The sequence below is a fragment of the Mycobacterium sp. 012931 genome, from assembly GCF_000419295.1.
GTDB classification, from domain to species: Bacteria; Actinomycetota; Actinomycetes; order Mycobacteriales; family Mycobacteriaceae; genus Mycobacterium; species Mycobacterium marinum.
In genome coordinates this window covers 687807-701490 of sequence record NZ_AOPX01000001.1, presented here as the reverse complement: position 1 = coordinate 701490, position 13684 = coordinate 687807, and the positions used below count along the sequence as shown (strand labels likewise).

The 13684-nt window shown below is 67.3% G+C and carries 19 protein-coding genes; 10 read left to right on the top strand and 9 right to left on the bottom strand.

The features are described 5' to 3' along the window. The 3 genes from MMSP_RS03090 to MMSP_RS03080 form a co-directional block, all read right to left on the bottom strand. The gene (locus MMSP_RS03090) at positions 1-300 is read right to left on the bottom strand and encodes a GNAT family N-acetyltransferase (RefSeq protein WP_015353906.1); all 300 of its coding nucleotides are present in this window, start codon (positions 298-300) and stop codon (positions 1-3) included. Beyond that, complete coding sequence (locus tag MMSP_RS03085; RefSeq protein ID WP_020785439.1) at positions 297-1265, bottom strand: pirin family protein; 969 nt, start codon at positions 1263-1265, stop codon at positions 297-299. Before MMSP_RS03085 ends, MMSP_RS03090 begins: the two co-directional genes overlap by 4 nt. A 114-nt stretch (positions 1266-1379) precedes the next feature. Beyond that, complete coding sequence (locus tag MMSP_RS03080; protein ID WP_020785438.1) at positions 1380-1796, bottom strand: WhiB family transcriptional regulator; 417 nt, start codon at positions 1794-1796, stop codon at positions 1380-1382. Positions 1797-1938: 142 nt separating this feature from the next. Here MMSP_RS03080 and MMSP_RS03075 point away from each other — a divergent pair, with 142 nt between their 5' ends. From MMSP_RS03075 to MMSP_RS03050, 6 genes are all read left to right on the top strand, one after another. Continuing rightward, the gene (locus MMSP_RS03075; RefSeq protein WP_020785437.1) at positions 1939-2730 is read left to right on the top strand and encodes a helix-turn-helix domain-containing protein; all 792 of its coding nucleotides are present in this window, start codon (positions 1939-1941) and stop codon (positions 2728-2730) included. Further along, positions 2727-3554: a C40 family peptidase gene (locus tag MMSP_RS03070; RefSeq protein ID WP_020785436.1), complete on the top strand. Its 828-nt coding sequence runs from the start codon at positions 2727-2729 to the stop codon at positions 3552-3554. The genes MMSP_RS03075 and MMSP_RS03070 overlap by 4 nt, the downstream gene beginning before the upstream one ends. Next, the gene (locus MMSP_RS03065) at positions 3551-3931 is read left to right on the top strand and encodes a DUF4226 domain-containing protein (RefSeq protein WP_015353911.1); all 381 of its coding nucleotides are present in this window, start codon (positions 3551-3553) and stop codon (positions 3929-3931) included. Before MMSP_RS03070 ends, MMSP_RS03065 begins: the two co-directional genes overlap by 4 nt. Positions 3932-4005: 74 nt before the next feature. Beyond that, positions 4006-5271: a DUF4226 domain-containing protein gene (locus MMSP_RS03060; protein ID WP_020785435.1), complete on the top strand. Its 1266-nt coding sequence runs from the start codon at positions 4006-4008 to the stop codon at positions 5269-5271. Positions 5272-5313: 42 nt separating this feature from the next. Then, complete coding sequence (locus MMSP_RS03055) at positions 5314-5631, top strand: ESX-1 secretion-associated protein (RefSeq protein ID WP_020785434.1); 318 nt, start codon at positions 5314-5316, stop codon at positions 5629-5631. Further along, positions 5628-5933: a DUF2694 family protein gene (locus tag MMSP_RS03050; RefSeq protein WP_020731215.1), complete on the top strand. Its 306-nt coding sequence runs from the start codon at positions 5628-5630 to the stop codon at positions 5931-5933. The genes MMSP_RS03055 and MMSP_RS03050 overlap by 4 nt, the downstream gene beginning before the upstream one ends. A 4-nt stretch (positions 5934-5937) precedes the next feature. Here the strand turns inward: MMSP_RS03050 and MMSP_RS27345 are convergent, their stop codons facing one another. Further along, complete coding sequence (locus MMSP_RS27345) at positions 5938-6081, bottom strand: hypothetical protein (RefSeq protein ID WP_020727578.1); 144 nt, start codon at positions 6079-6081, stop codon at positions 5938-5940. 79 nt (positions 6082-6160) lie between these two features. On the opposite strand from MMSP_RS27345, the gene MMSP_RS03045 reads away from it, so the two are divergent. The 3 genes from MMSP_RS03045 (at position 6161) to MMSP_RS03035 (ending at position 8054) form a co-directional block, all read left to right on the top strand. Further along, positions 6161-7267, top strand: coding sequence for a DUF5631 domain-containing protein (locus tag MMSP_RS03045; protein ID WP_020785433.1), 1107 nt, complete (start codon positions 6161-6163; stop codon positions 7265-7267). 87 nt (positions 7268-7354) lie between these two features. Beyond that, a complete protein-coding gene (locus tag MMSP_RS03040; RefSeq protein ID WP_086085374.1) occupies positions 7355-7675 on the top strand; it encodes a DUF2710 family protein in 321 nt (106 codons plus the stop codon). A gap of 124 nt (positions 7676-7799) precedes the next feature. After that, positions 7800-8054 carry a hypothetical protein gene (locus MMSP_RS03035; RefSeq protein ID WP_020785431.1) on the top strand — a complete coding sequence of 85 codons (255 nt, stop codon included), beginning with the start codon at positions 7800-7802 and terminating at the stop codon, positions 8052-8054. Between the two features lie 19 nt (positions 8055-8073). Here the strand turns inward: MMSP_RS03035 and MMSP_RS03030 are convergent, their stop codons facing one another. Beyond that, positions 8074-8847, bottom strand: a complete 774-nt coding sequence (locus tag MMSP_RS03030; RefSeq protein WP_015353919.1) for a TIGR03084 family metal-binding protein — start codon at positions 8845-8847, stop codon at positions 8074-8076. 2 nt (positions 8848-8849) lie between these two features. Next, positions 8850-10142 (bottom strand): MFS transporter, encoded by a 1293-nt coding sequence (locus tag MMSP_RS03025; RefSeq protein ID WP_051153598.1) that lies wholly within the window; start codon positions 10140-10142, stop codon positions 8850-8852. A 159-nt stretch (positions 10143-10301) separates the two neighbouring features. On the opposite strand from MMSP_RS03025, the gene MMSP_RS03020 reads away from it, so the two are divergent. Beyond that, positions 10302-10907, top strand: coding sequence for a YqgE/AlgH family protein (locus MMSP_RS03020; RefSeq protein ID WP_011738452.1), 606 nt, complete (start codon positions 10302-10304; stop codon positions 10905-10907). On the opposite strand, the gene MMSP_RS03015 is transcribed toward MMSP_RS03020, so the two are convergent. The 3 genes from MMSP_RS03015 to MMSP_RS03005 form a co-directional block, all read right to left on the bottom strand. Beyond that, the gene (locus MMSP_RS03015) at positions 10894-11934 is read right to left on the bottom strand and encodes a bile acid:sodium symporter family protein (protein WP_235065652.1); all 1041 of its coding nucleotides are present in this window, start codon (positions 11932-11934) and stop codon (positions 10894-10896) included. The two genes, MMSP_RS03020 and MMSP_RS03015, sit on opposite strands and share 14 nt — an antisense overlap. 7 nt (positions 11935-11941) lie before the next feature. Continuing rightward, positions 11942-12292, bottom strand: a complete 351-nt coding sequence (locus tag MMSP_RS03010; RefSeq protein WP_012392061.1) for a hypothetical protein — start codon at positions 12290-12292, stop codon at positions 11942-11944. Between the two features lie 85 nt (positions 12293-12377). After that, positions 12378-13511 (bottom strand): LpqN/LpqT family lipoprotein, encoded by a 1134-nt coding sequence (locus tag MMSP_RS03005; protein ID WP_020785427.1) that lies wholly within the window; start codon positions 13509-13511, stop codon positions 12378-12380. Positions 13512-13684 lie beyond the last annotated feature (173 nt).

Sequence of the window (13684 nt, the reverse complement as noted above, 5' to 3'; positions counted from 1 at the left end):
TTAAACGGGGTCGGTGATCGCGTCGTATTCGGGATGCTTGTTGAGGACCGTAACGACCATGGAGCACACCGGGACGATGCGCTTGCCCGCGGCTCGTGCGTCTTGCAGGGCTTCCTCCACGAGGATGGTCGCCAGGCCCCGTCCGCCGAACGCCGGATCGACTTCGGTGTGGTCGAAGACGCGCTGATCGCCGCGGTCGATGTAGGTGGCGAGTCCGACGGTTTGTCCTTCGACCGCGATCGTGTACTTGCCCGCCTCGGCGGTGATGGTGGTCTGCGCGCCGGTCTTGTCGGCAGTCATCGATGGTCCTCTCGGTTCGGTAGCGGTCTGGGCAGCAGCCGGGTGATGGGCAGGGGCGGGGCGGGCAGTCGGGTGACCGAACCCTGGTAGCCGACAACCTCACCGAAGCGCGCGTCGGCGTCCTGCCACAGTTGGCGATAGCGCACGATCTCGTCGTGGTTGCGCCCGACGAAGTTCCACCACATCACCAATTCTTCGGCAAACGGTGTGCCGCCCAACAGCAGTAGTCGCGCCGGCTGTGCCCCGACGTTGCGCACGTGCACGGTGGTGTTGTCCGGGCCCTGGTAGCCCAGATCGCCTGCCGCCAGCGCGGTCCCAGCCAATTCGAGATCGCCGACATCGCACAGCACCCCGTGTTCGAATGTCGGGTCGACTTCGATATCCAGCTCGGCATGGGCGTCCAGGTCGAGCTGGGCGCCAAGTAGCGGCGTGAAGGTATGTACCGGCGACCGCACGCCCGCCAGCTCGCCGATGAACACCCGCGCTCGCGCACCGGGGAGCACCGCCGGTGCCGGCGTGTAGTGAGCAAAGTCGCGCCCGGTGTCGCGGGCGGAATCGGGCAGGGCCACCCACAGTTGGGCGCCATGTAGCACGCCGCTACCCACCGACACCTCGGAGTGACAGATGCCCGCGCCCGCGGTCATCAGGTTCAGCTCGCCGGGGCGGATCCGGGCATGGACCCCCGCGCTGTCCCGGTGCTCCACTTCCCCACTGAACAGCCAGCTGACCGTCTGCAGTCCGGTGTGCGGGTGGGGCGCCACATCCATGTGCGCCGAGACCGGGCCATAGTGGTCGACGAAACACCAGGCGCCGATCAGCGAACGTTGCCGCTGCGGAAGCGTGCGTTGCACCCGGATTGCACGCGGCCCACCCAGCGGCACTTCCCGCGGATGCAGCACCTCGATACCGGCACCGTGTGCGGCGCAGCAGGCTACCTCCGCTGGTGCGGTCCCCAGGTTGCTCATTTGGTGCACCCTTCGTCGCGGGTGTGCTCGGGCGAGCTACCGCGACCCTACGCCGGTTTGGCGACCGGGCCGCCCCAGGTAGCGCGTGATCACGACGCGGCCCCACCGGTGGGGCTAGGCCGCTGTTTGGGGGCCCACCTGTGTGACCGGCAAATGCCACACCACCGCGGTCACGGGGACGGCATCGCGTTCGTTGCGCGCCAGCAGGGCGGTGTTTTCCGGGAGCTGTCGGGCATTGATCTCCCCCGCCGCGATTCGGCGCAAGACGTCATGAGCCTCAGCCAGCTGTCCACGCTTGCGGTACTGGCCCCCGGGCAGCTTGACCCCAGCCCACACCCCGTACTCCTCCCGGTGCTTGACGGCCCGTTCGGCACACAGACGTTGCTGGGCCAGCGGGCACCGGCGCAGGTACTGAATCCGCGCTTTGGTGGCGGAGCGCTCATAGGCGCGGGCCTTCGCGGCACCGTTGCCACTGTCTTCGTCGGGGTAGCCGAACCACAGTTCCGGGTTGGTGGCGCAAGGGTTGGACATCAGCCGGTCTCCTTCTCCGCTAAAACGTATGCGAAAGCGTATACGAAGATGCGCGATTCTGGCAAGAGAAACGTGACAAAAACGTATATAACAGGGTGTCGTACCGGTCTGTGTAATATCCCGCCTATGGCCGGAGCTAGCGGTGAGCCGTGAATCGGCCGGTGCGGCTATCCGTGCCTTGCGTGAGTCACACGATTGGTCACTGGCCGACCTCGCGGCCGCGACCGGTGTCAGCATCATGGGCCTCAGCTATCTGGAACGAGGTGCCCGCAAGCCGCACAAAGGCACAGTTCAGAAGGTAGAAAACGGCCTCGGTTTGCCGCCGGGCACCTACTCGCGGCTGCTGGTCGCCGCCGATCCGGAGGCGGAGCTAGCCCGGCTGCTCGCTGCCCGGCCGACCGAGACGGCCTCGCCTCGCCGCCCCGGCGTGGTGGTGGTCGACCGCCACAGTGACACCGATGTGCTGGAGGGATACGCCGAAGCCCAGCTGGATGCCCTCAGGTCGGTCATCGATAGATTGCCGGCGAGCACATCAAACGAATATGAGACGTATATTCTCTCTGTGGTCGCTCAGTGCGTGAAGGCCGAGATGCTGGCCGCCAGCTCATGGCGGGTGGCGGTCAACGCCGGCTCGGAGTCCAGCGCCCGACTCATGGAGCACCTGCAGGCGCTGGAGGCAACGCGCACCGCCCTGCTCGAGCGGATGCCGGCGAGCTTGAGTGCGCGCTTCGACCGGGCGTGCGCGCTATCGCAGTTACCGGACGCGGTCATCGCGGCACTGATCGGTGTCGATAGTGACGAACTGTGGGATATCCGCAACAGGGGGGTCATCCCGCCCGGAGCGCTCCCCCGGATTCGCGCCTTCGTCGATGGATCCACGGAGTCCTCTGAACAGCAGGGTCCGGGCTACGACGACGGCGAGGGGCAACGATGATTCCCACCGAAGTCGATGCGTTGCTTCGCGCCCATCAGATGTTCGTCGGCACTGGCGACCACCGGATGCCGGACGTGCACCCCCAACCGGGTGCGGAGCCGCTGTGGCGCGACACCCCGCCCAACCCCGCGACGGATCAACCCCGCTATAGGTTCAGGGCAGCACGTGGCCGGGAAGTCCTAGCGGCTGCGACAAGAACCGATGCGGTGGTTGCCGCGGTGATTGCCGATGCGCACCGGGATCGCGAGCAGGCCCGGGAGTTGACCGGCAACGTCGTGAACCAGGCTCGGGCCGATTGTGTGGCACCGCCGGTGACCCCGTTGGCCCAGCGTGAGGCCATCCGTCGCCGGGTGGGCCGGCTGCGTGCCCAACGCGCGCATGTTCTGTGGGCGCACCGACGGGCGCGGCGCCGGTTGGCCGCCTTGCGCCTGCTGCGGTACCGGATGCTGCACCACCATGGGTCGAGGCAGCGGCTGTCGCCGATCAGCGGGCGCGCCGGAATCGCGGTGCGAGCGGCGTTGTCGCGGCTGGGCCGCCCCTACGTTTGGGGGGCCACCGGCCCGGACCGGTTCGACTGCTCCGGGCTGGTCCAATGGGCCTACGCGCAGGCGGGCGTGCACGTGGACCGCACCACCTACCAGCAGATCAACGACGGGATCGTGGTGTCGCGCTCGCAGATACGGCCCGGCGATCTGGTCTTCCCGCATCCGGGCCATGTGCAGCTGGCGATCGGCAACAATGTGGTTGTCGAGGCGCCGCACGCGGGCGCCTCGGTGCGGATCAGCCCATTGGGTAGCCATGTGCAAATCCGGCGGCCGCTATGAACGGCGGCGAACCCAGGTCTGAGCAGGCCGGATCCGCGCTAGCTGCGATCCGGGCGCGGCAAGCCGAGCTGGCGCGCCAACACGACGTGCTCGGGGAGGCCGACCGTGCGCTGGTGGAGGCGCTCACCCGTGCGCACACGGTAATGCGCGACAGTGTCCGTCGGCTGGATGCGATCGGTGCTGAGATCGATGGCGCTGTGGCAGGCCAGGATTCGCTCGCCCTCGATACCCCGCTGGGGGCGCGTGAGTTTCAGAATTTCCTGCTCGCCAAGCAGCGCGAGATCGCAACCATCGTCGCCACCGCCCACGAGCTTGATCGCACGAAAAGTGCTGTGCTGGCGAGCTTGCGGGCACACTATGGCGAATCCGTGGGCTAGCCCGCCAGCCGGTTGTGCACAGACCAGGTGAGGTGAATTGTCGGCGCTGAGGCGCCTGGGTACTGTCACGCGACATGGGCGGATCGGAGCAGCGTGCGCAATCGGGCGCGGCGGGCGGAGCCGCCGCCGATGCCATCGCTGGCGCGGAAGTGGCTTTAGCACAACAGAATTCGATGAGCTCGCAGCTCGATCTGCAGGTGATCGCGGCTATCTTGAATGCGCACCTGACGGCGGTCGACGGAAGCGAGGCGCTCGACGAGCTGCAGCAAGAGACCGAAGCCGCGGTGCGGACCCGCTCGGATCTGGACACACCGGCCGGAGCCCGCGACTTCCAGCGCTTCCTGATCGGAAAACTCAGAGATATCCGCGAGGTGGTCGCCACTGCGAGCCTCGATGACACCTCGAAAGCAACCCTGATGGCCGCATGGACGTCGCTGTACAACGCATCCAAGCAAGAGGCGAGTTCGCCCGGCGATGCGCAGACGGCCACCGAGCCCGCGGCGGGCACCGGTGCCGATGCGGACCGCGCGGCTGGGCTGATCTCGGGGGACCCGCTTTTGGACTCGCTGTTGTTCGACGACCCGGGTTTGGTAGATGAGGCGACGTTGCCGCAGGGCGCTGCGCCGTCGGGCGCGGCGACGGCGCCGTCGCTGCCGAGCATGCCCAGCCTGGGCGACGGATCGGGCGCTGCCACTCCGTCGGGTGCTGGTTCGGTCCCGAACTTGCCCGCGGGTCCGGCCTTGTCCGCAATCCCCCGGGCAATCGCATCACGCCTGGACGAGCTCGATGACCCCAGCCTCGACTCCCTTGCCCTGGACCCGGACGCCTCGGGCGACGACTCAGACGACGAACCAGCTGATCTGGATGAGGACACCGACGGTGGTGGCGAAGACACGGAGCAACCGGCATCGTCGGGCGAGCCGCAACCGCTGCCCACCGGACCGCCGACGGTGACTCTGCCCAACGGGGACACGATCACCGCGGCAAGCCCTGAACTAGCGGCGGCTATCAACGCCGCCGCGGGCGGTGCTGCCATCGCAGATGCGTTCCAGCAACAAGGCATTGCCATCCCCCCGCCCGGAACGCCGGTGAGTGACCCGATAGACCCGGCGCGGCTCGCCGCCGGAGACATCGGCATGTTCACGGATCGGCACGCGCTTGCCCTCGGTGATGGCAACGCGTTTCTGGACGGGCAGATGCAGCAGGTTTCCAGCATTGGCGGGCCGAACTTCCTAGGCTGGCAGCATCCGCCAACATCGACGACCGTCACGGAGCCGGCCCAGACCGGCGCCCCAACCCCGACCCGGCCGGCGACTACGCCGGTCGCCCCGCGATACTGAGCTCGCCGGCGGGACCCCGGCGCCATAACGAGGAGATAGCGGATGGCAGATCGAATCCATGTGGAGCCGGCGCACCTGTGCGAAGCCGCTGCCCATCACGAGCAAACCTCCGAATACCTGCGCAGCGTGCCGTCGTCGCACGCTGCGATACAGGAGAGCCTGAACTCATTGGGGCCGATCTTCAGTGAGCTGCGCGACGCCGGTCGCGATCTTCTCGAGCTACGACGCCAGTGCTACGAGCAGCAGGCCGACGACCATGCCGACATCGCGCAGAACCTGCGGACCTCCGCGGCGATGTGGGACCAGCACGAGCAAGACGCGGCTCACGATTTCGGCGGCATCGTCGACAACGGTCGATGACAGACGCCAACCCCGCGTTCGACACCGTCCATCCCAGCGGGCACATTCTGGTCCGGTCGTGCCGGGGCGGCTACATGCACAGCGTGGCCTTGAGCGAGGGAGCGATGGAGACCGACGCCGCTGCGCTGGCCGAGGGAATTTTGCTGACAGCCGATGTCTCATGTCTGAAGGCTTTGCTAGAAGTACGCGAAGAGATCGTCGCGGCCGGCCACACGCCATCGGCGGAGGTGCCGACCAACCGAGATCTCGACGTCGCCATCGAGCGCCTGCTGGCACACCAATTACGGCCGCGCCGCCGCTGATCGGCTAGAGCAGCCAGGGTTTGGCGGTATCGGGATCGGGTGCGATGTCGGTGGGTGGTTCGACGGGATTGGCGCCAAACAGTTCCCGCGCGCGGCTTAGCAGAGAACGCACCTCATCGAGTTGCTGCTGCAGCGCAGAATCAGCCATGGCCTCACGCTACCGAGGCCCGCTCGTCGGCACAATTCACCATCTGCGACGCCCCGTGAGGTGCCGGTACGCTGAGCCGATGGCGATTTTCGGGCGACGGACGGCGCGTCAGCGCCTCCGCAAAGCCGCCCAGGAATCCCTGGCCATCCCGGCGTTCAGCTCTCCGCCGGACTGCACCCCATGGGTGATCGGCGGGCTATGGCCCACCGAACTGTCGCGGGATGCGCCCGAAACTGCCACGCTGGCAGAGTATTTGGAAGCCGAACTGCAGCGAATCGCCGATTCCGCCAATGAGGAACTGGCTAGCCTGCGCCACGCGGTAATGCTTGATTCGGACCGACGTGCCGCGGAGGCCAGGGTGATCGACGAAGCCCGCGCGCGGGCGGTGCAACGAGTCGAGTCGGCACGGAATCAACTACGTGAAGGTGCGTCAACCGAGCCGCCCGTCGCACCACGAGACATCGCCGATCCGAACGCGGGCGAACCGGGATCGCAACCGCAACCGCCGATGGCCGGGCGCCCCGACGCGGTCGATGCGGCCCGGGCAGCGGCTCGAGCTCCGGCACCGGCTGTGCCGGAGTCGGACGACCAGCGGCTGCGTCGACTGCTGATGTTCGTGGCCCGCCAGGAGCCTCGCCTGAACTGGGCGATTGGGCGACAGTCAGAAGGCACGGTGCTGGTCACCGACGTCGCCCACGGCTGGATACCTCCCGGGATTGCCCTTCCACAGGGCGTCCGGTTGCTGCCCCCGAAGCGGCGCAGCGGCCGGCTCGCCGCACTGGTCGACGCGGCGACGGGTTCGCTGAGCTATAGCCCGGGCGATCCGCTGCCCTGGGCGGATGAAGACACCGCGACGAGATCCTCGGTGCGGCCGCGTGAGTTGCCGATGGCCGACAATGTGGCCCGAGAGCTCTGTGACGCCACCCGCAGCCGTGTCGGGTTGCCGAGGATGGCGCACGTACTGGCCAAGGCGGCTGATGCCGGGACGGCCGTGGTGGAAGACGAAATCGACCTTTTGCGAGTGCATCTCGACACTGCGCGGCACCAGATTGTGGCCCACTACCCCAGCATCGATGGTGGGGTGTTGCTCAACTGCATGTTGTTGGCGGCCACCGCAAGCAGTGTCAACGGCGACGCGGTGACGGCGAACTACCACCTGGCCTGGTTTCGGGAACTCAATGCGTGACCACTCGCCGACCGAATCGGCCACCGGTGCATACACGCTCGACGTCGCGTTTGAATTGACGGTGGCTACAGCCGTGGACATACTGTCTTGGTGTCGGGGCCCGGCGGTCGCGCGGAATTGAGCGACAAAGACCTCGTTGAATCCGTCCTTCGCGAACTGAGCGAGGCGGCCGACAAATGGGAAGCCCTTGTCGCGCAGGCGGAGAATGTCACCTACAGCGTGGACCTGGGATGTGTTCACGCTGTGGCCAATTCCGACGGCCGGTTACTGAAGTTGACGCTGCATCCCGGCGTCATGACCGGCTACTCCCATGCTGAGCTGGCCGATCGATTGAACGTCGCCCTCGCCGCGCTGCGTGAAGAGGCGGAAGCCGAGAACGAGGCCCGCTACGGCGGGCCTTTGCAGTAACCGGGCGCCGGATTGTCCTGCGGTGCAATGAGTTCGAAATGGTCATCCGGCGGCTCGGATAGATTATCTGCACCACAGTCTCTTTCGCATCATCGGTGCGGCATCCGGGCTAGATTGGTGGACCATGACCTGGTTGACGATCGCCAAGGTGGCCTTGGTGGGCTTCCTGGTGATGGGCAGCGGCCTGTTGTTGTTCACCTTTGTGCGCAAGGCTCGACGTGGCGTCAGGCCGCCAACATCGGATCCCAATGCTTCGTCCTACTTGAACGCGGTGTTCGGGGGCGCGCCACCAACCCCGTTGCCCCAGTGGGCGCACCACGACGAGGCATTCGACGAGGACCCCGAGGGCGGCGACTCGCGCCACGGCGCAGCCGGCTAGGTCGCGGGTCAGGTTAGGGTCATCGCCCTTCGCCGGGAGGCCCGGCGAAGGCCTGCGCGATCTGTAGCCATTGCCGCGCATCCTCGCCGGTCGCGGTGAGGTGCAGGGAGCTCAACGGTCGCCGCTGGGTGACCAGGAAGCAGAAATCTTCGGCGGGCCCGGTGACCCGCTGGGCCGCATCGGCCGGTCCCCACGACCAGAGGTCACCGCCGGGGCCGCGCAGCTCGACCAGGAACTGCTCGGTGGGCGGGGCCAGGTTGTTGACGAAGTAGGCGTAGTCGCGGGTGCGCACACCCAGGTGTGCAATCGAGCGCAGCCGGTCGGTGGCGGGCCGGGTGACACCGAGGGCGTCGGCAACATCAAGCCCGTGCGCCCAGGTCTCCATCAAGCGCGCGGTGGCCATTGACGCGGCGCTCATGGGTGGTCCGAACCACGGCAACTTGCGTCCGTCGGCAACATTGAGCAGCGCCTCATGCAGTCGGCCGCGGGTGAGCCGCCAATCGCTGAGCAGCTCCGCCGGCGGCATCGCCGCAAGCTCCTCGGCGCCCTCGTCCACGAAGCCGGCCGGGTTGGCGGCCGCCGCGGTCAGTACGTCGGCGAACCCCGCCTCGTCGGTCACCGCGGTGAGTGCCACGCGATCAGTCCACAGCAGGTGCGCGATCTGGTGTGCGATGCTCCACCCCGGTGCCGGGGTCAGCTCGCTCCACCGCTGCGGTGCCAGCGGCGCCACCAGGGCGTCCAGGTCGTCGCTTTCTGCCTCCAGGTCAGCCACGATCGGGCCGGGACCCGCCATTGTCAACCTCCCTCAACGTTCGAGGCCGAACTGCGCCGGCCGACGATGCTGTGCACACAAAGTCCGAGCAGATAGATCACCGAGCCGACCAACACAAAGACCGGCGCGCGCCCGTCGTCGGGAATCAAGGCCGCGGCCACGGTAACCGAGACGATATACGAGACCCAGAACAGCGCATCCTGCACGGCGAACACGTGTCCCCGCAGCGCGTCATCGACATCGATCTGCATCGCCGAGTCGGCGCACAGCTTGACCACCTGACCGGCCACTCCCAGCAGAAACCCGCACACCACCATGACCGGGAGCAGCAGGCCCGCGCCGGCAAGCTGGATGACCGCGGCGGCGGCCAGGGCGCCATTTGTCGTGGCGTAGCGCCCCCAGCGCCTGATCAGGCCCGGGGTGAGCACGTTTGCCAGGAACGCCCCGAGGCCGGTTGCGGCGAAGAACAGCAGTGCCGTGCCCAACCCTTCGACGTCCACGTCTCGCATGTGATGGACCAGCAGCAAGATCAGCAGGGAGTTGACGCCGACCACCATTCGGTGGGCCGCCAGACCGGACAGCGCGGCGGCCACCGTCGGGAGCTGGACGACCGTACGCACCCCGTGCATCCAGCCGGTGATAACCGCGTACACGGCCGATCCGTGGATCGCGCGCTTGGTGTCGTCGGGGCGGAGCACCCGGGGGGCGAACCGCAGGGCCAGCAGTAGTGAAATCGCGACCGGAATCATCGCGGTGAAAATGACCGCGGCGGCGCCATGATCACCGCCACCGGCCAGCCATCGGGGCAGCAACATGAAGTTGGCGCCCACAAACGCCGCGACCGCACCCGAGGCGGTGGCCACCGAATTCATCGTGACCACCTGCTCGCGCGGCACCACATGGGGCAACGACGCCGACAGCCCCGAGGCGACGAACCGGGCCAGACCATTGGCCAACAGCGCGACAAACAGCAGCAGCAGATCGCCCGCCTCAAACGCCAGAATGGTCCCGATCCCGGCAATGAGGATCAATCGACCGATATTGGCGCCGACGATCACCAAGCGCCGATCCCAACGGTCCATCAGCGCACCGGCAAACGGGCCCAGCAGGGAGTACGGCAAGAACAGCACCGCGAACGCGCGCGCAATGGCCATCGGATCGGCGGCGCGGTCCGGATTGAACAGCAAGGCCCCGGCCAGCCCCGCCTGAAAGAGGCCATCACCGAACTGGCTGGCGATGCGCACCTGAAGCAGCCGCCAAAAATCAGGCAGACTCCTTACCGACCGCCACAATTCGACGGGTGCGCTGGCGTGCATCCGGCTGCGAATCACAGACCCCCACTTCCACGATCGAGCGAAGGTTAGCCCGATTTCGCACCGTGCGGACCCAACAACGCTACAAATATCTGCCGACAGTGCTCGTTTAACCCGGTGATGATGCTGTTAGTGCCGTGGTGTGAATGCCATGATGTTGGGGTGGCGCCGCAGGAAGATCCAGAAGACCATGTTGCGCCTGCCGCACAACGGGTGCGAGCGGGTACGTTGCTGCTGGCCAATACCGACCTGCTCGAGCCCACCTTCCGGCGCAGCGTCATCTATATCGTCGAGCACAACGACGGCGGGACGCTGGGTGTGGTGCTCAACCGGCCCAGCGAGACCGCCGTGCACAACGTATTGCCGCAGTGGGCCAAGCTTGCGGCCAAGCCCAAGACGATGTTCATCGGCGGGCCGGTGAAGCGCGACGCTGCCCTGTGCCTGGCGACGTTGCGGGTCGGGGCCGATCCGGGTGGAGTGTCGGGTCTGCGCCATGTTGCCGGCCGGATCGTGATGGTCGATCTCGACGCCGACCCCGACCTGATCGCACCGTTGGTCGAAGGCGTGCGAATTTTTGCGGGCTATTCCGGGTGGACCATCGGGCAGCTCGAGGGCGAAATCGAACGTGATGACTGGATCGTGCTGTCGGCCTTGCCATCTGACGTTCTGGTACCGCCGCGGGCCGACTTGTGGGGCCGGACATTGCGACGGCAGCCCTGGCCGCTTTCGCTGTTGGCGACCCACCCGATCGACGTCAGCCGGAACTGAGGCTCTCCCCCCGCTCGTCGGGTTCGGCGACGGCGGGCAGGGCGGCCGAGTCGGCTGGGTCGACCACTTTTCTCCCCAGCTTGCTGGCGATCACCGCGCCCACCACGAGCTGCAACTGGTGATAGATCATCAACGGCAGCATGACCACGCCGGATATCGCCTCGGGGAACATCACCATCGCCATCGGCAGTCCGGACACCAGACTCTTCTGGGAACCACAGAACATCAGCACGACCGAGTTGTCGCGATTGAGGTGAGCGGCTCGTCCCAGCGCCGTGGTGATCCCCAAGGCCAGGGCGAGCAACAGCGCATCGAGGGCCACCACCGCCACCAAGTGCCACGCTTCGACCTTGGTCCATCCACCCGTCGCCACCCCGAGCGAGTAGGCCGCGTACACCAACAGCAGGATGGCGGCGCGATCGATCCAGCGCATCAGGCCTGGATGCCGCGCGTTGAGCGCACCGATCCAGCGCCTGGCCAGCTGCCCCAGCACAAACGGTACGAACAGTTGCAGCACAAAATCGGCCAGTGCGCTCTCTTCGGCCTGGGAGCCACTGCCGATGTCCATCAAGAACAGCACCAGTATCGGAGCGAGCAGCACACCGAGGATGTTGGACAACGACGCGCTGACTATCGCCGCCGACACGTGCCCACGCGCGATCGAGGTGAACAGGATCGCTGACTGCATCGTCGAGGAGACCAGGCACATGAACAGCAGTCCGCTGTGCAGCTCTTCGTCCATCCAGGACCGCACCAGCGCGCGGATGGCCAGCCCGAGGATCGGGAATATGAGGAATGTGGTGATCAGCACCAGCGCATGAAGGCGCCATTGGCGTAGCCCGTGCCAGGCTTGCTCGAGGGACAGCTTGCCGCCATAGAGGAAAAACAACACGGAGACGGCCACCCGGGCGGCGACGATCACCGCGTCGCTGGCGGCACCGCGTGCCGGTAGCAGGACGGCGGCCAATATGCCCCCCAGCACCATCAGCAGCACTGGGTCTAACCGGATCCCCCGCTGCCGTGCCACCGGATGCTCAGTGGCAGGAGAGCGTACAACCAGCGCAGGAGCCGCTACAGGAGGCTTCGTCGGGAATCGTATCCACGCGGCTCAGCGCAAACCGCGCGCTCTGCCACGAACCGGCGGCCAGTGTGCCCAACGCGCCCGCGACGCACACGATCAACACCACCAAGGCGGTGTGCGGGGAGGCCGCGAGCGCCACCACCCCGCCGGCGCTCAACATGACCGCAGCCGCCAGCTGGGTGGGTGCCATCGCTCGCAATGCGAGCTGAGTCGAGTCGGTGACATCGGCGCGGGCGAGTGACCACGCTCCGAATAGGGCGGACGCCGCCGCCGCACACATGCAGAGCACACCGGCGATCATCATGGAGTCACAATACGAGGTCGTGACCGAGTTCGCTTGATCAAGGGGCGATCGGATCACCCCCCCCGGGGGTAATGGGCGTCGGGAGTCAGCGCGACGGGGCGGGCGCGGCGGCGACCGGCGGCGCCGCAGCTACTTGGCCCGGCACGGCCTGCAGCGCGGGCGTCAGATTGGGCGCGGGCGCCTGAGCCGGCGCCGTCGCGGCCGCCGGGTGATGAGGTATCGACACGGGTGCCTGAGCGGGTGCGGCCGGCGACGCGGCCCGAGCCGGGGTCTGCGGCGCTACCGCAGTGGCTGCGCCGGCCCGGGCGGGTGTGTGACCGGCTGCCGTCGGGGTCGCCACCCGGAATCCATTGATGATCGCGTCGGTGGCGGGGGCATCGGCCACCGCCTGGGACTGCGCCGTGGTGACCGAGAGCGACACCAGGTAGTTCTCACTACCCGAGGCGGCGATGACGTGGCGCCGGGAGGTGTTCAGCGTCATGTCGTTTTCGCGGTAGGTGCCCTCGATGACCGACGACGGGAAGCCACCGAACTTGGCCATCGAGGCGTTGGTCGTCCGCCAGGCGAGCAAGTTCTGACTGTCCACAAAGCCATGGGAGATGGCCTCGGCGGGATCCAGATCGCCGACCAGCTTGTACACCACCACCTGCGCGTTCGATGTGTACACGCTGTTGCCGCCCACTCGGTCGGCAATCACGGCGAACGCGTCGGGCACGTTGGGGTCGGGCACCGGCGTCCAGCGCGGGGGCATGGGCAGGGTGATCTCGAGTGCGTTGAACCCCTGCGGTCGCTGCGCCTCGGGCTTGACGCCCTTGCCGTTGAGGTAGTCGCGCACGGTCCCGGTGACGGCGGGTGTTATCGCCGGGGCTACCGGCGCCGCGACGGGCAGCTGCCCGGCGGCGGGGACTTGCCCGGCGGCGGGCATTTGTCCGGTGGCGGGGATGGCGGCCGGTACCGGCGCGGCCGTCGCGGCCGGAACCTGCATCGGGGCGGGCACCTGCGCGGGAGCCGGGGCGAACCGGTTGGTGATGCTCCCGGGGGAGGCATTGAGGTTCTGGACGGGCGGAACCGCCGCTTGGGCGGGAGCCGGTGCGGGCGACGGGGGCTGCGGATAGAGCGGGTCGGCCGACGCCGTGCCGCTCGCGATCAGTGTGACGCCGACGAAGCCGGCGGCCATGCACCCTGCGAACCCTCGCCAAGTGCGCGCGATGTGGATCATTTGCGTCGGTCCCTCCGAAACTATTCGGGCGGCGCTGCCCGCTACCGAAGCTGAATGTAACTAGCTGGCGGCGGCAGCTACCAGGACCGAAACAGACCTGGGATGAACATCTGATCGGTGTGCAACGCAACCGAGACCAACCCGTGGCCGTGGGCTACGGGCCAGCCGCTGCA